This window comes from Micromonospora sp. NPDC049903 (assembly GCF_044460945.1).
Classification (GTDB): Bacteria; Actinomycetota; Actinomycetes; order Mycobacteriales; family Micromonosporaceae; genus Micromonospora.
Map to the genome: position 1 here is coordinate 368,804 of NZ_JBITKL010000003.1, position 23,610 is coordinate 392,413.

Genomic DNA, 23,610 nt, shown 5'->3' on the forward strand with positions numbered 1-23,610 from the left:
GCCCGCCCCGGCCGGGGGGGGGGGGGGCCCCCCCCCCCACCCCCCCCCCCCCCCCCCCCCCCCCACTCCGCCTTGCCGGACCGCCGCCTGGACCTCGCCGCGACACCGCCAACGTTCCTGGACACCGCACTAGGTGTCGTACTCGCCGAGATCCCACGGTGGGTAGAACGCCATGTAGTCGCCGGGCTCGACGATGACCCACCAGGTGTCGTCGTCCTCCTCCGGCGCGCGGGGGATCAGCCCGAACGTGGTGCCGTACCGGTCGACCGAGAAGGGTTCGACCTCGATGCGGTCGAAGGTGACGGTGCCCAACTCGGCCAACCGGGCCTCGTACGCCGTCCGCCTCGCCTCGCGGTCCATCAGCGCCCTCGGACCGAAGGCGTCAATCCTCGCCTCCAGGAACCGTCCGTCGGCATCGAAGAGGTAGAGGGCGACGAACTCCTGGCCGTCGTCGTTGCCGTGGGTGCCGGGCTCGAACGGGGTGGTGAGGAAGAACTGCCGGCCGTCGCCGGTGCGCCCCACATGCTCGGCGTGGTAGTCGTCATGATCGATGGCCAGGCGGGTCGGTGGTCCGGCGTCCATCCGGCGGGTCCTCTCGTGTCCACGGGTGAGCCGCAGCGGTCACCCCGGCCACATGATGGCCTCAGGGTGCGACACAGTCGCCGAAGCGGCCGGACGACGAGGTCGACGTCGGCTGCTGGCCGGTGAGGTGCCGGACTGGCTGTCGAGGCGAAGGCGACCAGCGTGGCCGACCTGACCCGGCTGCTGACCGCACTGGTCCCCGTGCCGGAAGAGGTCGCCGGTAGCTGACAGATCCCGGACCGTCTATGGATTCGGGTCCGCTGACGGCCCACAATCTGTTGTGGACTGTCGCGTGGCCCTGACCCAGCCGGCTCGGGCGGCAGGGGAGACAGCGAGCGGGCCGCCGACCACCGTCCGGCACACCGGCGACAACGGGAGGCCACCGTGGCGTACCCCCGGCACCCCGACGAGGCGGGCGGCCCGCCGTCGCATCCCTTCACCGTTCCAGGGCCGGCGGCGGCGTACCCCGGCATGCCGCCGCCGCACCGCAAGAACCAGAACGTGGTGCTGTGGATCGTCGGGGCTGTCGTCTGCCTGCTGCTCCTGTGCTGCGGGATCGGCGTGGGCGGCGTGCTGCTGTACGCCTTCCGGTCGAACCAGGTCGCGGACAGCACCGCGAGCCCGCCGACGACGCCGCAGGCGTCCACCGCCGCGCCGACGACCACACCGCCCTCGTCGGCTGCCGCGCCCGCCCTGCCCGACACCTTCGAGACGATCACCGAGGGGCAGTGGAGACGAGTGGCCGAGCGGCCGGACGATCACACCGGCCGGACGTTGGTCGTGTACGGCCAGATCACCCAGTTCGACGATGCCACGGGTGAGGACAGGTTCCTCGCGCTGGTGGGCGCACGGAGAACGACCGACGACGGTGGCTACGACACGAACACGATGCTGTACGGCGATCCGAAGGTGCTCGGCGACATCGCTGCGGATGACGAGTTCCAGGCGAAGGTGACGGTGTTGAAGGCGTACACGTACCAGTCGTTGGTGGGTCCTACCAAGGTGCCGCTGCTGCTGGTGCACTCGCTACGGGTGTTGTAGCCGACCGAGGGACGTGTCGCCGACGGTCACCTCGGTCCCGTCCTGAGGGTGTTCCCGTCGCAGTGACCGGACGACGAGGCGTTCGACGTCGGCCCAGGTGGGGGTGGCGTGCCCGTAGCCGGGGACCGGTCGGCGCTGCGGCCCGAAGAAATACTGGTGGGCGACGGCGCCCCTGATGGCGGAGTGCACCTCGGGGTGGTCGTCGACGAAGTGGGTGAGACCGAGGTCGAGACAGTGCCCCCGCTTGTCCGCCCGGGCACGACAGAACCGGACCCGTTCGCGGTCGACCCCCGTACGCCGGTGGAAGTCGTGGGCGTCGAGCCAGCGCAGCGTACGGGCCTGGATGCGCGGGCCGCACTTGGAGACCAGCCAGACCTGTCCGTCGAAGCGGGGAACGAGACGGGCGATCGTGTCGAGGGCGCCGGGTACCTCCGGGGTGGCCAGCATGGTGGTCTCGTCGCCGGTGAAGAAGGCGGTGTCGCCTCCGCCGGGGTGGCGGGGGCCGTCGATGACGACTCGGCCGATGTCGATGCCGAGCCGGGGCACATGATCGTTCATGCCACCCAGGATGCGGGCCCGGGAGGCGGGGCAGAACTATCGATCGGTGAGCCTCCTATAGTCGTACGTTATGAACGGGCGGGACCTGCTGGAAGCCGACGCACTGCGGTCGTTCGCGGTCTTCGCCGAGCACCGCAACTTCACCGCCGCCGCTGCGGCGTTGCACATCAGCCAGCCCTCGCTCCACGTGAAGATCCGCAAACTGGCCACCGCGCTCGGGGTGGACCTCTACGAGCGGGACGGCCGTCGGCTGACCCTCACCGCCGCCGGTGAACGCCTCGCCGCGTACGCGTCGGACACCCGCCGCCGCACCGACGAGTTCCTGCGGGAACTTCACCAGGACGCCACACCCACCATGACCATCGCCGCCGGCCGGGGCACGCTGCGCTGGGTGATCGCCGAGCCGATCCGGCAGATCGGCCGCCAGGGCCGCCGGGTCCACGTGATCACCGCCGACCGGGACGCCGCCCTCGCCGCGATCTCCGCCGGTCGTGCCGACCTCGCCGTGGTCGCGCACGATCCACCGGGACGGCAGTACGAGTCGACGCAGATCGCCGCGTACCGGCAGGTGCTCGTGATCGACGACGGACACCCGCTGGCCGAGCGGCAGCAGGTCCGACTCGGTGACCTCGACGGGCTGGACCTCGTCGTCCCCCCGGCCGGGCGCGCACACCGGCGGGCGCTGGACCGTGCGCTGCTCGACGCGGGCGTCACCTGGCAGGTCGCCGCCGAGGTCGACGGCTGGGACCTGCTCGTGCACCTGTCGGCGCTCGGCGTCGGCGCCACCGTCGTCAACGGTTGCGTGGAACTCCCCGACGGGCTGCGCGCCGTCCCCGTGCACGGTCTGCCGAGGATCCGCTACTGGGCGGCCTGGCGCCCACCACGCGAGCCGGTCGTGCGGGACCTGCTCGACCGGCTCGGGCCACGACCGTGACCGACCGAACCACCGCGGCCAGCAAGTTCCTGGCGTACGTGCTGCGTCACCAGCCCGCCGCCGTCGGGATCACCCTCGACTCCGCCGGATGGGTGGACGTGCAGGTGCTGCTCGCCGCGCTGGCCCGCCACGGTCGGCGCATCGACGGTGCGCTGCTGGCCCGGCTGACCGGCGACACCGACAGACAACGGTTCGAGGTCCGCGACGGGCGGATCCGGGCGGCCCAGGGCCACACCGTCCCGGTCGACCTGCGCCTGACGCCGGTGCCGCCTCCGCCGCTGCTCTACCACGGCACCGTCGCCCGCTTCCTGCCCGGCATCCGCGCCGACGGGCTCCGGCCGCGCGGTCGTACCCACGTGCACCTCTCCGGCGACCGGCGGACCGCCGTCACGGTCGGGGCCCGGCGCGGCGAGCCGGTGGTCCTCACCGTCGACGCCGCCGGCATGCGGGAGACCGGCCACCTGTTCTACCAGGCCGCCAGCGGCGTCTGGCTCACCGCCCACGTCCCGCCCGACCGGATCACCTTCGCTGAGTGAGGCGGTACGCCGGTGCGGAGGACCGTGACGTGTCCGGCAGAATCGGCGGGTGCCCGTCCACCTGATCACCGACCCGGACGACGAGCGGATCGGCGACTACCGTGCGCTGACCGACGTCGAGCTGCGGACCCGCTGGGAGCCACCGCACGGCCTGTTCATCGCCGAGGGGGAGCTGGTGCTGCGCCGGGCGTTGCGGGCCGGGTACCCGGCCCGGTCGTACCTGGTCGACGCCAAGCGGGTCGACCAGCTCGCCGACCTGGACACCGGTGACGCCCCGGTCTACGCCGCCAGCCAGGACGTGCTGCGCGAGGCCACCGGATTCCACGTGCACCGGGGGGTCCTCGCGTCGTTCCGGCGCACGCCGCTGCCGAGCGCCGCCGAGGTGCTCGCCACCGCCCGCCGGGTGGTGATCCTGGAGGACGTCAACAACCACACCAACCTGGGCGCGATCTTCCGTGCGGTCGCCGCGCTCGGGGTGGACGCGGTGCTGCTCTCGCCGTCCTGCGCCGACCCGCTCTACCGGCGCAGCGTACGGGTGAGCATGGGCGAGGTCTTCGCCGTGCCGTACGCGAAGCTGGAGCCCTGGCCGGCGGCGCTGGACGAGGTGCGGGCCGCCGGGTTCACCGTGCTGGCGATGACGCCGGCCCCGGACGCGGTGCCGATCCAGCGGCTCGCGCCGGAGCAGCGGGCCCGTGCCGCGCTGCTGCTCGGCGCGGAGGGTGCCGGGTTGACGTCGGCGGCGATGGCGGCCAGCGACGTCCGGGTGGTGATCCCGATGCGGCGGGGCGTGGACTCGCTCAACGTCGCCGCCGCCACCGCCGTGGCCTGCTGGGAGTTGGGCCGCGACGACGCCTGACCGTCGAGGTCCGGGTCGACCTGCGGGTACCGTGTCGCCCGTGTTCCCTACCGTCCGTGAGGTCCTCGCGCTGGACCCGGTCCGCCATGGTGCGCCGCGCCTGGTCGCCGGGGAGGCGGGACTGGACCGGCCGGTGCGTTGGGTGCACGTGGCCGAGGTGCCGGACATCGCCACCCTGCTGCGGGGTGGCGAGCTGGTGCTGACCACCGGCATCGGACTGCCCGGCGAGGACGCCGGGCTGCGGGCGTTCATCGCGGACCTCGCCGAGGTAGGCGTCTCCGGGCTGGTGGTCGAGCTGGGCCGTCGGTATCACACCGGGGTGCCCCGGGTGATGGCCGCCGCCGCCGAACGGCACGGGCTGCCGCTGGTGGAGTTGCGCCGGGCCACCCCGTTCGTCCGGGTCACCGAGGCGGTGCACGGACTGATCGTGGACGCGCAGCTCACCGAGTTGCGGGCGGCGGAGGAGATCCACCAGCGGTTCACCGAGCTGTCGGTGGAGGGTGCCGACCCGGGCGAGGTGCTCCGGCAGGCTGCCGAGCTGTCCGGCTGCCCGGTGGTGCTGGAGAACCTGTCTCGACAGGTGCTCGCGTACGACCCGGCGCGGGAGAACGCCGAACTGCTGCTCGACGGGTGGGAGCAGCATTCGCGACGGATCCAGCCGGCCGGCCGTACGGTCTACGACCCGGACAGCGGCTGGCTGGTGACCATGGTCGGTGCCCGGGGGGAGGACTGGGGACGGCTGCTGCTGCGCTGGCCGGGTGGGGGTGACTGGAACTCGGCGCGGGACGCGGTGACCGGCGGGCTCTCGCCGCCGACGCGGTTGACCATCCTGGTCGAGCGGGCCGCGTCGACGCTGGCGTTGGGCCGGCTGATCCGGCGGGACGCCGAAGGGCTGGAACGGCAGATCCACCGCACCCTGCTCACCGCGCTGCTGGACCGTTCCCGCCCGGTGGACGAGGTGGCCCTGCGGGCCCGGGGGCTCGGGCTGGTGTTGGAACGTCGGCACCTGGTCGGGGTGGTGGTCCGGCATCGGGCCGACGACCCGGAGAGCGGCGCGACCGGGGCCGGTGACGGGGACGATCCCGGTCCGGCCCGGCTGCGGGATCTGGCCGAGGCGGTGGGGCAGGCGGTGCGGGAGGCGAACCTGACCGGCCTGACCAGTGCCGTGGACGACCAGGCGGTGGGGGCGTTGCTGGCCGTGCCCGACCCGGCGGCGGAGGAGCGGTCGCTGGCCTCGTTCGCCGCCGCGCTGCGCCGGCACCGTCCCGAGGCGAGATCGTCCGATCCGGCGGCGACCCGGGCTGCCCGGGGCGGGAGGGATGCCGGTGGGCTGATCATCGCGGCCGGTTCCGGGGTCAGCAGCCTGCGGGAGGCGGGCCGGTCGCTGATCGAGGCCCGGCAGGTCGCCGAGGCCGCCCGCAACGACCGGCGGAACCTGCCGATCTTCCGGCTGCCGCACGTCGGGCTCGCCGGGCTGTTGCACCTGCTACGCGACGAGCCGCGCCTGCAGACCTTCGTCGAGCGTGAGCTCGGGGCACTGCTGGCGTACGACGCCCGGCACCCGCGTGAGCCCCTGCTCGGCACCCTGCGGGCGTACCTGGAGCAGGGCCGCAACAAGTCGGCGGCGGCTGGGGCGGCCCACCTGTCCCGGCCGGCGTTCTATGAGCGGCTGGCCCGCATCGGCCGCATCCTCGACGTCGACCTCGACTCCGTCGACGCCTGCCTCTCCCTGCACGTCGCCCTGCTCGCCCTCGACGCCATCCGCACCTCCTGACCTCACGGGATGCGGTGGGACGGGGCGGTTCCACCCTGATCTCCACCCTGTGGTGGTGCCGGTCCACCCGGTGCGGTTCGTAGCGTTCCGGGACATGACCGAGCGGAACCACGGCAGGACCACACCCCGGACCGAGCGTCACGGCACCGTCGTACGGGCCGCGAACTATCTGCTGGCCGGCGACGGCAAGGGCAACCGGAGCACCCGGCTGGCCGGAGCCGTCATCGACCGGGTGATCGAGAAGGAGGGCGGCCGGATGACCGGTCGGGTGATCGTCGCGATTCTGGTGGTACTCGGCGTGGTGGGGCTCGCGTTCGTCGCCTACCGTCTGCTGGTGCTGGACCTGATCCTGACCCTGGTGCGGGAACGCGAGTGATCGTGGGCGGAGGACTGCGGCGGGCGACCCGCCGGGGCGTACGGCTGCTGCGGGCCGACGACCCGGAGACCGGCTGGCTGGTGCGGATCGTGCTCAGCGCGCTGCTGGTCTGGGCGTGGCTGTACCTGACGCCGCCGGGTGCCGGAGTGCGGCCGGTGCTCGCCGCCGCCCTCGCCTGCTGGGTGCTGTTCCTGGTGACCGACAGCCGGTGGCCCCGGCTCGCCCGAGGTGCGCTGGCCCTGGTCACGCTCTCGGCGTCCACCGTCGCCGGGGTGCCGGACGACGCCTCGGCGCTGATCTTCGTGTACGCGGGGCTGTTCACGTTCGTGCTGCTGCCCCGGATGCCGATGGCGGCCATCCTGACTCTCACCGGCGGGGTGATCGCGGTGCTGTCGGTCGTCCTCTGGTTCTCCGGGCGGGGACCGACGGCGATGCTGACCCAGCCGGCGTTGATCGCCGTGCTGGTGCTGTTCAGCCTGCACCGGCGCGAGTACCGGCTGCGGGCCGAGCAGACCGCGTTGCTGCTGGAGCAGACCTCGCGTACCCAGCAGGCCCAGGCCCGGGCGGCGGCACTGGACGAGCGGACGCGGATCGCCCGGGAGCTGCACGACGTGCTGGCACATTCGCTGGGTGCGCTCGGTGTGCAGTTGGCGGTCGCCGAGGCGCAACTGGGCGAGCAGGGCGACGTCGTGGGCGCGACCGAGCGGATCCGTCGGGCCCGGCGGCTGGCCAACGACGGCCTGACCGAGGCCCGGGCGGCGGTGGCCGCGCTGCGTACCGACGTGCCGCCGCTGCCACGTGCCCTCGGTGACCTGGTGGCCGGGTTCCGTGCCGACCATGCGGCGACCATCACGCTGCGGACCGAGGGCAGTCCTCGGAACCTGCCGTCGGGGGCGGAGGTGTCGTTGCTGAGGACCGCCCGGGAGGCGCTGACCAACGCGGCCCGGCACGCCCCGGGTGCCCCGGTCAACGTGGCTCTGGACTATCGCGGGCCGCGCACCCGGCTGATCGTGGACAACCCGGCCCCGGACCCGGCCGCCACCCGACCCGGACCGGGCGGGCACGGGCTGACCGGGGCGCGGGAGAGGATCGCGCTGGTCGGTGGCACCCTGGAGGCGGGCGTCGTCGACGGCGCATGGCGTGTCACGGCGGAGGTGCCGTCATGAGCGACGGGGTGTTGCGGGTGGTGGTCGTCGACGATCAGCAACTGGTCCGGGAGGGGCTGACCGCCCTGCTGGAACTCACCGAGGGAGTGACAGTGGTCGGGGCGGCCGGCGACGGCGCGCGGGCCCTCGACCTCGTCGCCGAACACCGGCCGGACGTGGTCCTGATGGACCTGCGCATGCCGGTGCTGGACGGCATCGCCGCGACCGCCCAGGTCCGGGAGCGCTTCCCGGAGGTGGCGGTGGTGGTGCTGACCACGTACGCCGACGACGAGTCGATCGCCGGGGCGCTCGCGGCGGGGGCGTGCGGCTATCTGACCAAGGACGCCGGGCGGGCCGAGATCGGGATGGCGTTGCGCGCGGCGGCGACCGGGCACGGGTTGTTCGATCCGGTGGTGGCCGCCCGGCTGGTCGAGGCGATGGCCCGGCCGGCGCAGGTGGTGGCGGACCGGCTGCCGGACGGGTTGACCCAGCGGGAGGCCGAGGTGCTCGGCCAACTCGCGTCGGGGCGGACCAATGCCGAGATCGCGGCGGCCCTGTTCGTCGCCGAGACGACGATCAAGACGCACACCAACAACGCGTTCGCCAAGATCGGTGCGCGGAACCGCACCGAAGCGGCGGCGTACGCGATCCGGCACCGGCTCGCCTGACGCCCGTCACTCGCTGAGCGAGTGCAGGGCCTTGGTGTAGGCGGGCGGGACGTAGCTGGGGCCGCCGCCGGGGGTGAAGACGTCGGAGGTGGCGGCCGTGGCCCACGCGCTGTCCGGCACGGCGGCGACCAGCGTGCGGACGACCGGGGCGTCCCGCCAGTCCGGCTGCTGGGCGAGCAGGCTCAGTGCCACCACCGACTCCTCCACCTCGCCGACGCACTCGAACGGCTTGTGCCCGTCCACGCCGAGCAGCTCCCGGTAGCCGGGGATCTGCGTCTCGTCGGCGAGCAGGTCACCGCCGAAGATGTGGGTGATCCGCTCACGGGACATGAACGGAGCCAGGGCCAGGAAGACGAACCGGCACTTGGGGCAGTCGCGGCACCAGCGCTCGCTGGCGTCGCGCAGCTTGAACGCCGCGTTGCAACTGGTCACCACGTCGTCGTACCGGTCGATGCTGGCGAACAGTCGGGCGATGTGCAGCTCCGACAGCGGGCGCAGCAGGGAGAAGTACGGTTCGGTGAGCCCGGCGTGCTCGGCCAGCGCCGCCCGGAGCAGCCCTTCGGCCTCGACGCCCTTGGACCACTGGTGGTTGACCTCGTGGCCGTTCCAGATCAGGTTCGGGTCGGAGGCGGACCGCTCGTTGGACATGACCACCGGTCCGAGCCCGTGCAGCACGGCGGTGGCGACCGTGATCAGCGAGTTGATCGCGGTGACCGGGATGTGCCCGTTGCGGGCGCCGGCCGCGTTCAGCTCGAACAGCACCGGGTCGAGGCGTCGCCGGGCGGCCAGCGGGGTGAGTCCGGAGGCCGCGTTCACCGCGTTGATCACGTGGTTCGGGTTGACCGAGAAGGGGACCGGGTCCAGGCCGGCGCGACGCATCGCCTCCAGGCTGACGATCGAGTCCTTGCCGCCGCCGACCGCGCTGAGCGGTCGACGGTCCGAGTTGTCGTACTCGGTGACGGGAGCGACCCGGCCCTCCGTGATCACCGGGGACAGGTCGAGCACGTACGGCAACTGGTTGCGGTAGGCGTACTCGGCCAGGCCCTTGGTGTAGACGGCGGTGACGAACTGGGCGGCGGCCGGGCCCAGCGGCGCCGGCAGCACCACCTGACCCGGCGCGGCGGCCTTGTAGTAGCTGACGCCGGCCACGACGTGCAGCAGCTCCAGCACCCGGCCGAGCGCCGCCACGGCGGCGTCCGACGGTGACTCCTCCGGCACCGGGAGCGTGATCACCTCGGTGAATCGCTGCTCGCCCTCGGGCCCGGTCAGGGCGTAGTCGAACAACGCCTCCCCGGTCGAGAGATCGATCGAGTAGGACGGGAAGGTGAACGCGTCCATCCGCGCCAACTGCATATTGGGCACAGGTCATACTAGTCCGGGCAAGCCCGGACGCGAGCAAGGAGATCACAGGTGCACTTGTCTGACCTGCGCGGACGCACTGTGGCCATTTGGGGCACTGGCCGTGAAGGGCTGGCTGCTGCCACTGCCGTCGCCGCTCACGGGCCTGCGTCGCTGGTCGCGGTGGACGACCGGGAGAACTTCCTCTCGCTGCCCTGGGACGGTGCGGTCGCCGAAGCGGCGCCCCTGGTCACCGGGAAGGCCGGGCTGGAACGCCTGCTCTCCGCGGACGTGGTGGTCCGCTCGCCCGGGGTGCCGCAGACCCACCCGTGGATGGCGCAGTTGCGCGAGAGCGGCGTGCTGGTCACCCAGGGTACGGCGCTGTGGATGGCTGACCACGGCGATCGCACCATCGGCGTGACCGGAAGCAAGGGGAAGAGCACGACCTCCAGTCTGATCAGCCATTTGCTCACCGCGGTGGATCGACCGAACGTGTTCGGTGGCAACATCGGGGTGCCGACGCTGGAACTGCCCGACGCGGAGCTGTACGTGCTCGAACTGTCCAGCTACCAGTGCAGTGACCTGGCCGACTCGCCGCGGATCGCGGTCATCACCGCGCTCTTCCCCGAGCACCTCGACGCCCACGGCAGCGAGGAACAGTACTACCGGGACAAGCTCAACCTGATCTCCTACGGCCCGCGTACGGTAGTGGTCAACGGCGCCGACCCCCGGCTCGCCGTGGAACTGGGTGACCGGGCGGCGGTCCGTGCCGGGACGGCGGACTCGGTGAACGTGGCCGGCGGACCGGACGGCAACCCTTGGTTCCACCTGGTCGATCGGCCCCTGTTCCCCCGGGCGGTGCTCCCTCTGGTCGGTCGGCACAACGAGGGCAATCTCTGCGTGGCCCTCGCGGTGCTGGACGCGCTCGGCGTGGACCTGGTCGAGCGTAAGGACACCCTCGCCATCGCGGTCGCCGAGTTCCAGGGGCTGGCCCACCGGCTCGCCGAGATCGCGGATCCGTCCGGCCTCACCTTCGTCGACGACACCCTGGCCACCAGCCCGTACGCGGCGATGCACGCCATCGACGCCTACGACGGCAGACCGTTGACTGTGATCGTCGGTGGCAGCGACCGAGGGGTGGACTACGGCCCGCTGCGCGAGCATCTCGCTGAACGCGAGATCACCGTCATCGGGATCCCGGACAGCGGTCCCCGGATCATCGCTGCGCTGGCCGACCTACCGGGGGTGCGCAGCGAGATTGCCGAGGACCTGACTGCGGCGGTCCGCCAGTCCCGGAAGCTCACGCCGGCCGGTGGAGTGGTGCTGCTGTCGCCGGCAGCCCCCAGCTACGGCCGGTACCGCAACTACAAGCACCGCTCCGAGGCGTTCCGTGAGGCCATCGAGGAGACCGCCGGCAGCGCCTCGTAGAGAGCGCGCATCGACCGGACGGCCGACCGTACCTCCTGGAGCACAGCCGAGGTCGGGTACACGTGCCGCAGGTGCGGGTCGGCCAGGCTTTGCGGCTCCAGCCCGACGGTGTCGACGCCACAACCGTAACGCAGGGTCAGCGTACGGAGCGCGTCGCAGTGCTGGAACGGCACGTGCAGGTCGGTGGTGACCAGCAGGACGTGATCCCCGGGCTCCGGTCGTCCCACCTGCTCGGCCCAGAACTCCAACGTGTCGGCGGTGTTAGCCCGGCGGGTCGCCGGTTCGGTGGACGGTGCCGCCAGGGTGTGTATGGTCCGGGATCCGGCCCGGTAGGTGCGTACCCGCCAGCCGCTGAACCCGCCGCCCGGCGCTAGTTGGTCCCTCACCGGCTGGGCGTGCCGGAACGCCCGCCGCAGCCCCGCGTCCATCCCGTCGAACTCAATCTCGATGCCGGTGAGGCCCAGGTCACGGGCGTGGTCACGTTCCTTATCGGCGATCGGGCGGAGGCTGCCCAGGCCGGACACCTGATCGGCCACGACACCGCCGGAGATGATGTCGGCGGCGAACAACGACCGCGCGACGCAGGTACGTACGCCACCGCCGGCGACCAGCACATGCCGGTAGCACCGGCGGCCGGGCCGGTGCCGGCCGCGCAGGCCCAGCGACAGAGCCACCTGATCGACCAGGTCACGGATGTCCTGTCCATGGTCGACCCGCCGTGACTCGTATCGTTCGCCGCCGTTGCGGGTGTCCCAGACGAGCGAGAAGTCGTCGAGCCAGGCTAGCCGGTGACTGAGGTGACCGATCGGCAGTGTCCCGCCGAAGGCGGTGACGAGCGCGCGCAGGGCAAGTGATCTCGTCCAGTCGTCGATCGCCGCGCCCATCGCAGAATGGACGACCGGTGAGCGGCCCGGGGGCAGGTCGACGACCGGAAAGTCGGTCATGCTGGGGCGGTCGTCGGGGCCTTCGCCTCCTGCACCGCCGCCACCAGCCAACGCATGGACCGGATGCCCGAGCGGATCTCCTGCAGATACTTGCCCGGGGTGACCGGCTGGTGGAGCGTCGGCTCGTGCGACCAGTCCGCCTCGACGCCCACCGTGTCCACCTCGACACCGAAGGGCACGCCGAGCGTCCGGATCGCGTCAGCGTGCTGGAACGGCACATAGATGGCCGAGGTCACCACGAGTACGCGGTCCTGCGGGGTGAGCCGCAGCCGCTCCGCCCAATAGCGTTGGGTGTCGGCGGTGTTGGCCCGTCGTGTCGGGTCGCCGGACGGGGCGGCGAGGACCCGTACGGTCGGGGCGCCCTCACGCCGATAGGTGCGGATCCGCCATGACAGGTGGGGGTTGGGGGCCAGCGAGGATTCGTCATCGTCCGGCTCACGGAGGCCCAGATAGCGCTGGACACCGGCGTCCATCGCGTCCATCTCCGTCTCACCACCGGCCGTGCCGTGCTCGGTCAGCAGGGCCTGTTCCGGCTCGGTCAGGGGTCGGAAGCTGCCCAGAGCCGCCACTTCGGGTCGACCGACGAAACCGCCGGCGAGCAGCGCGGCGGCGTAGGAGTTGCGTTGCAGGCAGGCGCGGGCCAGGCCGCCCAACACGATCAGGTGCGTGTACCGCTGGTGCAGCGGCTTGGCCACCTGAACCAGCCCGAGCGCCTCGGCGGCCGACAGCACCAGAGCCCGACCCTCGGGGGTCAGGTCGGGCTCCCGGGCCGCAGGCCGCTCGGCACCACCACGGAAGTTCCAGCATCCGTCGGAGAAGTCGTCAAGCCAGGCCAGGAGGGAACTGGTGGCGGTCTCGCCGGTGGGAACGGGAACCGTGCCACCGAAGGCGTCGACCAGGTCGCGCATGGGTGCGGAGGATGCCCAACGGTGTACGTCCGTGACGATCTCTTCCAGCGACGGGCGCGAGGGGCACCTCGGAAGCGGAACCGGCTCGTAGGCGACCACGACTCTCCTTCCCGCAGCCATCGCTGCGGCCCGACAGCGACCGGATCGATCCTAGGGGCGCGTCACTTTGATCGACAGCCGACGCTCCGATATCACCTCGTCACCCAGACGGTCGGTACGATCCTCGTGCTGGCGGATGCCGACGGCCGAACGGATACCCGTGTGGTCCACTCGCCGAGATCGGGAAGTGAGACGTGGAAGTCCTACTCGCCGGCGAGGCCGGCGCCGGGCGGACCAATGAGGACTATGCGATTGCGGCACCGGGCATCGCGATCGTGCTCGACGGGGTCACACAGCTGTCCGGCTTGGAGACCGGTTGTGTCCACGATCCGGCCTGGTTGGTGCGGACACTTGGCGGCTTCCTCGTCGAGGCGCTGTCTAGCGACCAGACGAGTACCCTCGACCGGATCCTGGCGGCGGCGATTGGCCGGCTCCGGGAGTCCCATGGCGGCGGTTGTGACCTGACGAACCCGAACAGCCCGTCGGCCACGGTCGCAATGGTCCGTGAGCGTGGCGATCACGTCGACTATCTGGTGCTGTGCGACTCGTCGGTGGTGATCGAGAACAGTGACGGCATCATCGTCGTCCGGGACGACCGGACGGATCGGCTGGAAGCCTACGACCGGCACACCGTCGCCCGGCTGCGTAACATGGCCGGGGGTTTCTGGGTGGCGTCGACCGAACCGGCGGCGGCTGCTGAGGCGGTGACCGGCAGTGTGACCCGTGCCGGCCTGCGCCGGTTGGTGCTGTGTACCGATGGCGTCTCGCGGCTCACGGACTTCTTCCAGTTCGGGTGGGCCGAGGTGCTTGAACTTGTCGAACAGTCCGGGCCAGGTGCCGTCATCGACGCGGTCCGCAGGTGCGAACGGACTCGCCCCGACCTGCTCATGCGCCCGGGCCGCCGCCCGCCGAAGCAGCACGACGACGCGACCCTCATCGTGTGGCGGTACTTGTGAGGGGATGCTCGACCAGCATCGGGAAATCAAGCGAGGCGAGACGGTGGCAAAGGTTAGGAATGGGGCCAGCGCTTGAGGCTACTTGACGGAAGTCCGACAGTCGGGTTGCATGGGGACGCTTCCGGGGCTTCAATTCGCGACGAAACAAATCATGCCTCTTCTGGTGAGGCTGCCGTCAGTCGGACCGGTTCGACAGGATGTGCCGTATTGTGATCGAGAAGACGGATAATCCGATCTCGTTGGATGACCGGCACAGGTTGGCGTCCGTAGATGCCACGATGCTGCAGGACCGGATAGCAGCAGCCGTCGAGGCGGCAGCCGAGAGTGGCCCGGAGACCTTCGTGCTGGAGCTTTCGGTGGCGCTTCTTGCCGTCGTGCAGGATTACCTCGAGCAAACCTCGAACGACCATGATCTGGAGTTGTTCCTTGAGGTCAACGGCACGCCGCCGACGGATGTGTCGACCTGGCCGGTGAATATTCTCGCTGGTCTCCGACTGCGTCGGACGCCCTCTGACGACTATCGCTCGATCTGCGAAAGTGCGGTCGACGTAGCGGTACGCCGCATTCGACCCTCGTCCTGACTCCTGGTCGCGTCACACTCACCGCCGGGGAGCGGGCGGGGCATCCCCGCCCCGAACAGTAGGCTGGCCCGGTGACCATCACGTTCGCCGACCTGACCACGATGCGGGTGGGTGGCCCAGCCGGCCGTCTCCGTGTCCCCGAGACCACGTCCCAACTGGTCGAGATCCTGCGCGAGTCGCGGGGATCCGATGATCCGCTGTTGGTGATGGGCGGGGGATCCAACCTGGTGGTCGGCGACATCGGGTGGCACGGCACGGTTGTCAAGGTCGCGTCCTCGGAGTTCGACATCCAGGGTGATCGGGTGATCGCCGCCGCCGGAGTCGTGTGGGACGACGTCGTATCAGCCAGCCTCGATGAAGGGCTTGCCGGGCTGGAGGCACTCTCCGGTATTCCCGGTTCGGCTGGCGGAACGCCGGTGCAGAACGTGGGCGCGTTCGGCACGGTGACGGCTGACGTGCTCGATTCGCTCACGGTGTACGACAGGCAGACCGACTCAATGGAGCGATGGTCCCCGGACCGGTGCGGATTTGGCAGCCACCGACAGTCGGTTTTCAAGCGCAGCGATCGGTGGGTGGTGGTCGACGTGACCTTCCGGCTGCGTCGCGCCGGCCAGTCACGCCCGATCGAGTACGTTGACCTCGCGAAGAAGCTGGACATTGGGGTTGGCGGAACTGCGCCGCCGGTCGATGTCCGCGATGCCGTCCTCGCGCTGCGCCGCAGCCGGGGGATGGTCCTCGACCCCGACGACCACGACACCTGGAGCGTCGGCTCCTTCTTCGTGAATCCCGTGCTGAACCACGTCCCGGATCGGGCCGCCGACTGCCCCCGCTACTTCGATGTTAAGGGCACGAAACTACCGGCGGCTTGGCTGATCGAACACGCCGGGTTCCCCCGGGGCTACGGTCGTCAGTGGGGTAGCGGGACCGTGGCGCTGTCCAGTCGTCATGCGCTCGCCTTGACCAATCGGGGTGGTGCGACGGCCGCGGACGTCATGAAGTTCGCCGCCCACGTCCGGGATGGCGTCGAGGCCCACTTCGGTATCCGGCTCGGCCCCGAATGCGATCTCGTGAACTGCTCGTTCTGACGCGTGATCTTCCGGCCTCGTGCGTTACGGCAACACGCGGACCCACAATCGATCTCATGGTCCGAACGTCCACAATGGCTATGGCCATGAGTCGTATAATCGTGGGCGTTTGCGGTGTTCGGGCCGTGCCAAAGGGTGACCACCTTGCCGGGACATTGACTTATCATCTGTGTCGATGGATGAGACTGGTGGAGCGCGGGCGGTAAAGATCCTGGACGGCGCGGCAGAGGCGGTTGATTACGTCTGCTCCCAGAAACTGCTTCCGGGTGAATGGGAGGAGTTCCACCGAGCTGTGCAGTTCATGCATGAGGCCTTGAGGCGGGCGGATCTGCCGGAGGTGGACCGTGTGCAGCGGGACATGCTGGATCGGTTCAAGCGCACCCGACAGAGATCCAGGTACACGGAGGAACTGCCGACTCGGATTCCGTCCCCGGAACCGACGCGATCGGCGAGCGACAACTTGACCGAGGAGCTTGGGCTAGTCCGGCAGCGGTACCCGCGCGACGAGGACGGAAAGACCTGATGCAGCTAAGCGCCCAGGTCATGCACGTATATACGTTCTTGGACGGTAGGCCGCAGTCCGGCCAGTCCAGCGCACTGATCGCTGCCTGCACGGGTCTCCACATGAGGGAGAGGTCAGGGTATGAAGCCGTCCGTACAGGTGGGCCGTGGCCCAGGAGGCTTCTCTTCCGGCCGGATCGCGACCACATCTATCAGGCGGTGGAGTTCGCCACCGCGCGGCTGACGGCGTTTCTGGTATGTCTGGCACCGCCACCGGCCGCGGGTGTGAACTGGCGCCAGCTCGACCGCGACTGGCGGGCCGCAACCCAACCGCACTCCGACGACGGTGTCGTCGGTCGAGTCCGGTTGTTCTACGCGCTGTACGAAGGCACCCATGACGAGGCTCGATTGGCAGAGGCGATCGTGGCGGCGCTTCCCGACGGGCTCGGTCCGCTCGTGCGTGCGCCCACGATGCTTTTCGACGGCTGCTCACTCTGGGAGGCCGCCGCTGAGGACCCGCAGCGGATCGAGCGGGTGTTGGTGCTTCTGGCACCGTCCGATCGTGAGACGGACAGCGACGCGCTGGTCTGGCCATCCGGGCCGGTGGTGCTGGGGCCGCTACCCGCGTACCTCTGGGAGATGGCCGTCGTGCGACACCAGGCACGCCGGTTCGCCGAGCGCCGCTACCAGTCTCGGGTCGACTCCCTGATCGGTCGCGCCGAGCGGTTCGAGTACGAGGAGACCTCGCACCCGCGTCGTTCGGCGTCACGTGAGGCGACGCTGTCGGCGCTGCGGCGAGAGGTGGCGCTCGTGGCAGCCCACGAGGCGGTGCTGCGGACGATGCATCGCACCGTCGACGCGGCGGTCGAGAACGCTCTGTCCTGGCTCGCCCGAGGTGAGATGTCACCAGTTCCGCCCGACGGGAGCGGTCACTCGTCGACGGCCTTCTCGTCCGGCCCGCTGAGCAATGACCGTCAATACGCCCGGTGGCTGCTGCTCGAGATCGCGGACACGGCCGACACCGTGCGGGATGCGGTCAACTACGCCGAGCCGATGGCACGGATCGGCTCCGCCGAGACCGAACAGCGACTGCAGGAGCACGGCGCGCGTACCGAGTCCCTCAGCGTCCTGCAGACCTCGGTGATTGCGGCGGGCGGGCTCCTCCTGGCCGCTGCGCAGACCGTCGATGTTCCATGGCCCACCTACGCGTCACTGAAAGCGCCGTTCATCGCGTGCCTCACCGCTGCCGCTCTGTTGATTCCTGTCGCCCAGATCCTCCGGGCGCGACCTGGTTCCACCCTGCGGCGGGCCGTAACCGTGCTTACCAGCTGCGCTTTTGCGGCTTCTTCGGGCTGGCTCGTGACGACATCGCTGGTGCGATGGCGCACCGGTCATCCGGCACCGGACGCGCTGAGCGGTGTCGCGGCGCTGACCGCAGGCGTACTGACGGCCGCGATCGCGGGCGTCTGGTGGATGGTTCGGGCACGCCGCGTGCCCCGGTGACCACCGCGACCGACCTTCAAGGATAGGAGCACAACAGGCCATGATGAGCCCGGTCCGGCTGCGGGAACTCTGCGTAGCAGTGCGCAAGGGTGACGTCGTCTGCGACGACACACTCGTGAAGACCGTGGAAGTCGATATCGACGAGTACCGCGGGGAACTCGGTCCGCAACTACCCCCGGACCACCTGGCGGAGTTGCTGCCACTGATGGGGTGGTTGATCTACGAGGTGAGCTGGAAGCTGGTCAGCCAGCTCACTGACGGTCGCAGGGAGGAGAACCCGGAAGTACTGGCGGCCATCAAGACCAGGTACGACCTGATTGCGCGCACCGTCAACGCCGCACTCGGGCTGCCGTGGCCGGAATACGCTCCCAGAGCACTCGGTGCGCTTCGCGCGCAGGCGTTGGCGGAGTCCAAGCGGGACACCGAGGAGAGCTACGGCCGAGCACGAACGGCGCACCAGAGTGCGCGCAGGCGGCACGGCGAGTTCCTGACCTACTCGCAGCGTACGGCGGTCGGGAAGGACGACGGTGAGGGCCAGCTTCCCTTGGACGAGATTCTGGTGCAACTCGATCTCGCCGAGACCGGTACCGCATGCCGGGTCGCCGAGCGTGTGATCGGCCGTTGGCCGGAAGACTTCGCGTCAGCCGACGAGATCGAGTACACCCAGCGTTTGTTCGACCAGTTGACCAGCGGTGTGGACATTGGCGAGCAGGCACTGAAGACGGCGGACAGGGTTTGGGAAGAGCATGGCTTCTCAGATGAGGTGACCGAGACCCGTCTCCTGCTGCCCACGAGTTTCATCAACCCCGGAATCATGACCGCCCGTGCGGTGCTGCTGATGCTGGCCCTCACGGCGGACATGGACAAGCTCGGTCGGCTACCGCTCGATGACGACCAGACCTGGGATGCCACCCGCCACCGGCTCCGAAAGCGCTTCGAGGAGGCCTATACCTACATCGAGCGCCCGATCGTCAGCAGCACTGGCGAGCAGGTCGAGCCACGGGACGACCTCAAGCTGGCGATCGTACAGACCCGGCTCAGCGCAGCGTTGCTAATGCCGGGCTATCGGCTGCCGAGCACCCTGAGCTTCGCGTCGTGTCTGAGCCATGAGGTACTCGACGACGACGCGGTCGAAGCGATGTGCGGCTGGATGACCGAGCAGGTGACCGACGACCGGGGCCGCCAGCGGCAGCGCAGCGTGCACCGCGGTATCGGCAGCGCGATCATGCCACGCTTCTTGGACAGCGTCGAGGCGTGCCGGGTCGCCATGGGCGGCACTCCCGGCTTCCGTCAGTGGCGTAGCCGATGGTTCGTACTCGACTCTTACGCGCGCGAGAAGGGACGGGCCGAGCGGGTCGAGAAGGCCCTGGGGCTTCCTGTGCACCGGCGGCGCACTACCTGACGTACGTATTGAACCGGGCCCAGCTCCTGTCACGCTCCGCTTCGTGGGCTGCGTCGACAATCGCGAGCTGGGCCCGGCGCAGAGCGTGGTCCAGCCGGATGTCTCCGCTGCGAATGCTCTGCACCAGATGTCGGGCGAGGCGGCTGGCCGACAGGTCATCCACCTCGTCGATGGCCGCCACGACGCACGCGCTGCCACCGGTGAGGACCGCCATCACGAAGCCGAGAGGCTCGGCGTCTGCCACGTTCACGATCTTGCCGAGGTGGCAGGAGGCCATCAACGTCGATTCGGGCCACCGCAGCGCGAGCGCATGCGCCGCCGTCAGCATCTGGTCGGTTTTGGTCTCTTCAGGCAGATGGAGGTGCTGATCCAGCCCGCTGCCATCGCCGTGTGCGGCGATGTGGATGAAGCGCCACTCCTCTTCAGGGTCCATCAACTCCGCGCTCAGCTGTTGCCGTCGCGTGGCCCGTGGCGATTCACTGCCCAGTTCGCAGCGGCTGAGTGGTACGGCACCATCGCTCGCGTTCAGACCCCACGCCTCACACTCGTGCTTGATCCAGAGGTCGGACACCAGCCGCACCAGCGCTGGACCCGACACCACCGGCGGACTAGGGCGTGAGAGGCAGGTCAGCGCCGGGGTGTGGGTGAGTACCGCACGGTGTAGCAGTCGAGTGCCGTCGTCGTCGACCTCGAGTGCGGGCCATGGCAAGAGGCTCAGCTCGCGATGCGCCGAGATCAGGAGACTGATGGGACGCTCCCGGGAGCACGAGTTCCGCAGCCGCCGCAGCAGTTCGGGGGGAAGGATCTCCCGCGCCAGCCCGTGCCAGTCCAGTTGGCCGGCGGCGTCCGGGCTGCCCACCCACGGCGTCTCGCCGTCACGATCGACGAAATATGTGCCGAAGTGCTCGCCTGGTTCGAACTCATTGAATCGAATCGTGTCGTCGGGTGTGATCAGGGTCCGGAACCAGCGGGGCTTGTTGTCGAGGCTGTGCGGCAGCCCAGCGAAGTCGAGCGCGTGCCGGTCACCGATCGTCCGGAGCAGATGACTGATGTCGGTGGGAGTCGGCACGATCATGTCGGCGAGCATCGAGTTCAGCCGTCTCTCGATCTGCCGACGCAGCGTACCGAGCGTCTGCTCCTGCTGTTGTCGCTGCTCGACGTTGAGTTCTGCGGTCGCACCGGTCGGATCCGCCAACGTCATACTCTCGGCATTGAGTGCCTGCGCGACGAGACCACGGATTCGCGGCGGCAATACCTGTTCGCCGGCGCGCAGGTGCCCGGCGAACCCGGTCTGTTTCGCCGACAGGCAGACCCGAAGGCCGATCCGGGCCGCCGCCCTGCTCTTTGGGTGTGCTCTCGTCACCGAGGCCACCAGTAGGGCGATGTCTCCGTACACCCGGCGGATGGCCATCGACAGGGGGGTACGCGTTCGGGCGATCACACCCCACCGTTCTCGGATCCGCTCGGTGATGTCCAGCGACTTCTCGGCGAGGGCGATCGTCCGCTTTGGCCGGCTGCCAGCGGTGGCCAGTACCTCGGCGAGGGTCAGGGTCAGCGAAAGCTCGTAGACCAGGTGGCGGGTATCCGGAACCCGGTTCTCGAGCAGGTGGTCGAGCGCCTGATCTAGGCGCTGGATCGCACTTCCCGTTTCGTACCTGGCGTGATGCGCGAGAGCGAGAATGAAACTGTAGCGGTGCCGGGTGGTATGGGAGGCGGCCTCGGGTGTCTCCCAGTAGCTCCGCTCCGATTCGCCCAGCGCGGTGAACACCTGGTCAGGCTGGCCCATGGACAACAGGCACGCGCCGGCCTCGAACTGGACGTCTGCGATCCGTGGTTCGGCGCCGCTGCCGAAGTAGAACTCCGGGTCGAGTCGCGCCCGGCGGAGGGACTCGTGGTGCGCGCCGATGCTGCGGAGGCTACGTACCAACAGATGGGTGATGGTGACCTCCGAGAGCCGGTCGAGCGTCAGCGTGCCAGCACCGGACGGTCGGATCTCAGCGAGCCCCGATCGGTACAACTCCTCGACGTTCCGTCCGAAGTCGAGAGGCATCCCCATGTGTTCGCAGAACCGCAGCACGTTGGCGGCGTGCGTGAAGCTCTCACTACGCAACAACCAATCCAAGTCCGGCCGCTCCGTGGCCGTCCCCTGACCGTTCGCTTGCCGCAGAAAGAGTTCGACGGCCTTCCGGAACATGATGCGCTCGTCGCCGACCGCCGCGGTCAGGTCGTCCCGTCTCCGAATTACCGTCATCGCCGTCTCTGCTTCTTGGGCGAGGCCCAGCATGGTTTCGCGGGCGAGTGATCGGCGTACGTCGGTCACGATGCGCTGCTCCAGATCATCGGTTGGTAGTGACGGGGACAGCGCGGCCCGCACGGCGAACAGGCAAGCAGTTCAGCGAGGGAACGCAGCGCCGCTGCGTCGTGTGCGCTCACCAGATGGACGTACGGCAGGCTCTGCACCAGTGCTGGAGCTGCGGGCATGAACCCCACATGAGCTCCGGGGTTCGCCCAGATCACTCGATGCGCCAGCCGGGACAGTCGGGCTATCCGGACGGGCAGTGCAGCCAGATCATCGTGCTCCCAGCCGTCCGAGACGAGGACCACGTTTGCCGACCGGACGATCCGATGCTCGCCCCAGCGTCGGACGAACGCGGTGACCGTTCTGCCCAGCCGTGTGCCCGCGTTCCAGTCGGAGAGGCGGCTGGTGAGTGCGTCGATGGCGGCCTGCGGATCGGGGTGTCGCAAGTTAGCGGTGATACGTGCCAGCCGTGTGCCGATGGTGAAGACCTCGGTGGCGGTCGGCGCGGTGGTGACCGCCGCGTACGCGAATCGCAGCAGTCGGTCGCGGTGTTCCCGCATCGAGTCACTGACGTCGAGCAGCAGCACCAATCGGCGACGTACATATGCCGGGCGCCGGTAACGGAGGCGGGCCGGCTCGCCGCCATGGCGCAGCATGGTGTGCGCGGTGCGTGGGACGTCGAGCGACCTGCGGCCTCCGGGTACCTGGCTCATTGTCCTCCGCAGTGGCGTTGATCTGGTCAGTGCGGCGACGAAGGCTTCCATCTCAGCGAGGTCAGACCGGTTCAGCAGCAGGCGCGGCGGTATCCTCAATCGCTCGACAGAGCTGGCGCTGGCAGCCATTGGCGGTGCGTCCGCTGCCATTTCACGGTCTGCCGTCCCGACTGCCAACGCGTCCGCTCCGTCAACACGCGGCGGTAGCGCCGTGGCGGTGACGACTGGCGATGCCAGACCGAACCACGCCCGGTAGGCTGCGTCGAACACAGGAACGTCCTGGTGCCGCGAACACAACGTCAGGCGCATGGCCCAGTAGAGGTCGTCGCTGCCGAGTGACACGTATCCGCCCAAGGCGCGGAGCGCATTAGCGACCCGCGCCGAGTCGATGGGAAGTCCGTCGTCGCGCAGTCGGTGCGCGAAGCCGATCAGATCCGAGATGGCGCCGCCGCGATGACTCACGCCGCACCCGGCTTGAGGACCTGCCGCACGGTGTCCTGGTCCTCGTGGTGTTTCACGAGGACGCCGAGTGCCTCGTCGGCTGCTTCGGCGACGGTGTGTCGGCCCAGTGCCACGGCCGCGCGAGCGAAGCCGATCGACTCTGCCACGCCAGGCGGTCGTACGAGCGGCAGCCCCCGCAACGTGGCCATCGCGGCGGCGATCTGTTCGGCGAGCGGTGTGTTCGCCACCTCCGGTACGTTGACGCTGATTATCTCCGCCTCGCGCTGTTGGTCGGGGTGATCGATCCAGTGGTAGACGCATCGCCGTTTGAGGGCGCCGTGCACCTCGCGTGTGCCGTTGGAGGTCAACACGACGAATGGGGGGTCGGCAAACTCGATCTCTCCGTAATCCGGGATGCTGACCTGCTTCCCCTCGAGAACCTCGAGCAGAAACGCCTCGAACTCGTCGTCGGCTCGATCGATCTCGTCGATGAGCAGCACGGATGGTTGCTGTTCCACCGCACGCAGAATCGGACGCGCGAGCAGGAACTCTCGACGGTAGATCGAGGTTCCGCCGTCCCCTGCCCTCATGTGGAGTAACTGCCGTGCGAAGTCCCACTCGTACAGTGCCTGAGAGCGGTCGATGCCGGCGTAGCACTGCAGCCGGATCAGGTCCACACCGAGTGCTTCGCTGACCTTCTTCGCCAGCATCGTCTTACCGACGCCCGGCTCGCCCTCGAGGAACAGCGGCATACCGAGTCGATCCGCTAGGAAAACCGCCGCGGCAAGACCGCGCTCTGCCAGGTAGTTCTGCGCCGCCAGTACGTTTTCGACTCGCTGCGGGTCAGACAGTAGCGTGTTCGGCATCGTTGCAGAATCCCGTACAGTCGCGAATTCTGTCGATCAGATGAATGGTTGATGGACTCATGATGATCGACAGTGG

The 23,610-nt window shown here is 69.5% G+C and carries 23 protein-coding genes; 15 read left to right on the forward strand and 8 right to left on the reverse strand.

Going from position 1 to position 23,610, the window contains the following annotated elements; translation table 11 throughout:
- Positions 1-129: 129 nt before the first annotated feature.
- On the reverse strand, positions 130-582 hold the full coding sequence (locus ACIBO1_RS09420; RefSeq protein ID WP_396743158.1) for a hypothetical protein: 453 nt from the start codon (positions 580-582) through the stop codon (positions 130-132).
- 384 nt (positions 583-966) lie between these two features.
- Between ACIBO1_RS09420 and ACIBO1_RS09425 the strand changes: the two genes are divergently transcribed.
- Positions 967-1,623, forward strand: a complete 657-nt coding sequence (locus ACIBO1_RS09425) for a hypothetical protein (protein WP_396743161.1) — start codon at positions 967-969, stop codon at positions 1,621-1,623.
- Here the strand turns inward: ACIBO1_RS09425 and ACIBO1_RS09430 are convergent.
- Positions 1,609-2,181 carry a hypothetical protein gene (locus ACIBO1_RS09430; RefSeq protein ID WP_396743163.1) on the reverse strand — a complete coding sequence of 191 codons (573 nt, stop codon included), beginning with the start codon at positions 2,179-2,181 and terminating at the stop codon, positions 1,609-1,611. The genes ACIBO1_RS09425 and ACIBO1_RS09430 overlap by 15 nt on opposite strands.
- Positions 2,182-2,251: 70 nt before the next feature.
- Between ACIBO1_RS09430 and ACIBO1_RS09435 the strand changes: the two genes are divergently transcribed.
- The 7 genes from ACIBO1_RS09435 (at position 2,252) to ACIBO1_RS09465 (ending at position 8,470) form a co-directional block, all read left to right on the forward strand.
- On the forward strand, positions 2,252-3,115 hold the full coding sequence (locus tag ACIBO1_RS09435) for a LysR family transcriptional regulator (protein ID WP_396743166.1): 864 nt from the start codon (positions 2,252-2,254) through the stop codon (positions 3,113-3,115).
- Positions 3,112-3,651 (forward strand): RNA 2'-phosphotransferase, encoded by a 540-nt coding sequence (locus tag ACIBO1_RS09440; protein WP_396743169.1) that lies wholly within the window; start codon positions 3,112-3,114, stop codon positions 3,649-3,651. The genes ACIBO1_RS09435 and ACIBO1_RS09440 overlap by 4 nt, the downstream gene beginning before the upstream one ends.
- A 49-nt stretch (positions 3,652-3,700) precedes the next feature.
- Positions 3,701-4,507 carry a TrmH family RNA methyltransferase gene (locus ACIBO1_RS09445; RefSeq protein ID WP_396743172.1) on the forward strand — a complete coding sequence of 269 codons (807 nt, stop codon included), beginning with the start codon at positions 3,701-3,703 and terminating at the stop codon, positions 4,505-4,507.
- A gap of 31 nt (positions 4,508-4,538) precedes the next feature.
- Positions 4,539-6,281 (forward strand): PucR family transcriptional regulator, encoded by a 1,743-nt coding sequence (locus ACIBO1_RS09450; protein WP_396743175.1) that lies wholly within the window; start codon positions 4,539-4,541, stop codon positions 6,279-6,281.
- A 94-nt stretch (positions 6,282-6,375) separates the two neighbouring features.
- On the forward strand, positions 6,376-6,657 hold the full coding sequence (locus tag ACIBO1_RS09455) for a hypothetical protein (protein ID WP_396743178.1): 282 nt from the start codon (positions 6,376-6,378) through the stop codon (positions 6,655-6,657).
- On the forward strand, positions 6,654-7,823 hold the full coding sequence (locus tag ACIBO1_RS09460) for a sensor histidine kinase (protein ID WP_396743181.1): 1,170 nt from the start codon (positions 6,654-6,656) through the stop codon (positions 7,821-7,823). Before ACIBO1_RS09455 ends, ACIBO1_RS09460 begins: the two co-directional genes overlap by 4 nt.
- Positions 7,820-8,470 carry a response regulator gene (locus tag ACIBO1_RS09465; protein ID WP_396743184.1) on the forward strand — a complete coding sequence of 217 codons (651 nt, stop codon included), beginning with the start codon at positions 7,820-7,822 and terminating at the stop codon, positions 8,468-8,470. The genes ACIBO1_RS09460 and ACIBO1_RS09465 overlap by 4 nt, the downstream gene beginning before the upstream one ends.
- Positions 8,471-8,476: 6 nt before the next feature.
- On the opposite strand, the gene ACIBO1_RS09470 is transcribed toward ACIBO1_RS09465, so the two are convergent.
- On the reverse strand, positions 8,477-9,832 hold the full coding sequence (locus tag ACIBO1_RS09470) for a hypothetical protein (protein ID WP_396743187.1): 1,356 nt from the start codon (positions 9,830-9,832) through the stop codon (positions 8,477-8,479).
- Positions 9,833-9,880: 48 nt separating this feature from the next.
- Between ACIBO1_RS09470 and murD the strand changes: the two genes are divergently transcribed.
- Entirely contained in the window at positions 9,881-11,236 is a 1,356-nt protein-coding gene (gene murD, locus ACIBO1_RS09475) for a UDP-N-acetylmuramoyl-L-alanine--D-glutamate ligase (RefSeq protein ID WP_396743190.1), read from the forward strand.
- Here murD and ACIBO1_RS09480 read toward each other — a convergent pair.
- Both ACIBO1_RS09480 and ACIBO1_RS09485 read right to left on the reverse strand, forming a co-directional pair.
- On the reverse strand, positions 11,173-12,180 hold the full coding sequence (locus ACIBO1_RS09480) for a hypothetical protein (RefSeq protein ID WP_396743192.1): 1,008 nt from the start codon (positions 12,178-12,180) through the stop codon (positions 11,173-11,175). The genes murD and ACIBO1_RS09480 overlap by 64 nt on opposite strands.
- Positions 12,177-13,088, reverse strand: a complete 912-nt coding sequence (locus ACIBO1_RS09485; protein ID WP_396743195.1) for a hypothetical protein — start codon at positions 13,086-13,088, stop codon at positions 12,177-12,179. The genes ACIBO1_RS09480 and ACIBO1_RS09485 overlap by 4 nt, the downstream gene beginning before the upstream one ends.
- A 293-nt stretch (positions 13,089-13,381) precedes the next feature.
- Between ACIBO1_RS09485 and ACIBO1_RS09490 the strand changes: the two genes are divergently transcribed.
- From ACIBO1_RS09490 to ACIBO1_RS09515, 6 genes are all read left to right on the forward strand, one after another.
- Positions 13,382-14,143: a protein phosphatase 2C domain-containing protein gene (locus tag ACIBO1_RS09490; RefSeq protein WP_396743198.1), complete on the forward strand. Its 762-nt coding sequence runs from the start codon at positions 13,382-13,384 to the stop codon at positions 14,141-14,143.
- A 209-nt stretch (positions 14,144-14,352) separates the two neighbouring features.
- Entirely contained in the window at positions 14,353-14,724 is a 372-nt protein-coding gene (locus tag ACIBO1_RS09495) for a hypothetical protein (protein ID WP_396743201.1), read from the forward strand.
- A 71-nt stretch (positions 14,725-14,795) separates the two neighbouring features.
- Positions 14,796-15,809, forward strand: a complete 1,014-nt coding sequence (locus tag ACIBO1_RS09500) for a UDP-N-acetylmuramate dehydrogenase (protein ID WP_396743203.1) — start codon at positions 14,796-14,798, stop codon at positions 15,807-15,809.
- Positions 15,810-15,984: 175 nt separating this feature from the next.
- Positions 15,985-16,332 carry a hypothetical protein gene (locus ACIBO1_RS09505; protein WP_396743206.1) on the forward strand — a complete coding sequence of 116 codons (348 nt, stop codon included), beginning with the start codon at positions 15,985-15,987 and terminating at the stop codon, positions 16,330-16,332.
- 20 nt (positions 16,333-16,352) lie between these two features.
- On the forward strand, positions 16,353-17,813 hold the full coding sequence (locus tag ACIBO1_RS09510; RefSeq protein WP_396743330.1) for a CATRA conflict system CASPASE/TPR repeat-associated protein: 1,461 nt from the start codon (positions 16,353-16,355) through the stop codon (positions 17,811-17,813).
- Positions 17,814-17,853: 40 nt separating this feature from the next.
- Positions 17,854-19,215, forward strand: coding sequence for a hypothetical protein (locus tag ACIBO1_RS09515; protein ID WP_396743209.1), 1,362 nt, complete (start codon positions 17,854-17,856; stop codon positions 19,213-19,215).
- On the opposite strand, the gene ACIBO1_RS09520 is transcribed toward ACIBO1_RS09515, so the two are convergent.
- The 3 genes from ACIBO1_RS09520 to ACIBO1_RS09530 are packed head-to-tail and all read right to left on the reverse strand — an operon-like array spanning position 19,208 to position 23,534.
- Positions 19,208-21,535: a CHAT domain-containing protein gene (locus ACIBO1_RS09520; protein ID WP_396743212.1), complete on the reverse strand. Its 2,328-nt coding sequence runs from the start codon at positions 21,533-21,535 to the stop codon at positions 19,208-19,210. The two genes, ACIBO1_RS09515 and ACIBO1_RS09520, sit on opposite strands and share 8 nt — an antisense overlap.
- Positions 21,532-22,689: a VWA domain-containing protein gene (locus ACIBO1_RS09525; RefSeq protein ID WP_396743215.1), complete on the reverse strand. Its 1,158-nt coding sequence runs from the start codon at positions 22,687-22,689 to the stop codon at positions 21,532-21,534. The genes ACIBO1_RS09520 and ACIBO1_RS09525 overlap by 4 nt, the downstream gene beginning before the upstream one ends.
- Positions 22,686-23,534, reverse strand: a complete 849-nt coding sequence (locus tag ACIBO1_RS09530) for an AAA family ATPase (RefSeq protein WP_396743218.1) — start codon at positions 23,532-23,534, stop codon at positions 22,686-22,688. The genes ACIBO1_RS09525 and ACIBO1_RS09530 overlap by 4 nt, the downstream gene beginning before the upstream one ends.
- Between the last annotated feature and the right edge of the window lie 76 nt (positions 23,535-23,610).

What these genes read in the sequence shown, in the direction of transcription:
- ACIBO1_RS09455 (WP_396743178.1), top strand. Translation starts at nt 6,376, where the DNA reads ATGACCGAGCGGAACCACGGCAGGACCACACCCCGGACCGAGCGTCAC.
- ACIBO1_RS09510 (WP_396743330.1), top strand. Translation starts at nt 16,353, where the DNA reads ATGCACGTATATACGTTCTTGGACGGTAGGCCGCAGTCCGGCCAGTCC.
- ACIBO1_RS09420 (WP_396743158.1), bottom strand. Translation starts at nt 582, where the DNA reads ATGGACGCCGGACCACCGACCCGCCTGGCCATCGATCATGACGACTAC.
- ACIBO1_RS09530 (WP_396743218.1), bottom strand. Translation starts at nt 23,534, where the DNA reads ATGCCGAACACGCTACTGTCTGACCCGCAGCGAGTCGAAAACGTACTG.
- ACIBO1_RS09435 (WP_396743166.1), top strand. Translation starts at nt 2,252, where the DNA reads ATGAACGGGCGGGACCTGCTGGAAGCCGACGCACTGCGGTCGTTCGCG.
- ACIBO1_RS09480 (WP_396743192.1), bottom strand. Translation starts at nt 12,180, where the DNA reads ATGACCGACTTTCCGGTCGTCGACCTGCCCCCGGGCCGCTCACCGGTC.
- ACIBO1_RS09505 (WP_396743206.1), top strand. Translation starts at nt 15,985, where the DNA reads ATGGATGAGACTGGTGGAGCGCGGGCGGTAAAGATCCTGGACGGCGCG.
- ACIBO1_RS09485 (WP_396743195.1), bottom strand. Translation starts at nt 13,088, where the DNA reads ATGCGCGACCTGGTCGACGCCTTCGGTGGCACGGTTCCCGTTCCCACC.
- ACIBO1_RS09515 (WP_396743209.1), top strand. Translation starts at nt 17,854, where the DNA reads ATGATGAGCCCGGTCCGGCTGCGGGAACTCTGCGTAGCAGTGCGCAAG.
- ACIBO1_RS09430 (WP_396743163.1), bottom strand. Translation starts at nt 2,181, where the DNA reads ATGAACGATCATGTGCCCCGGCTCGGCATCGACATCGGCCGAGTCGTC.
- ACIBO1_RS09465 (WP_396743184.1), top strand. Translation starts at nt 7,820, where the DNA reads ATGAGCGACGGGGTGTTGCGGGTGGTGGTCGTCGACGATCAGCAACTG.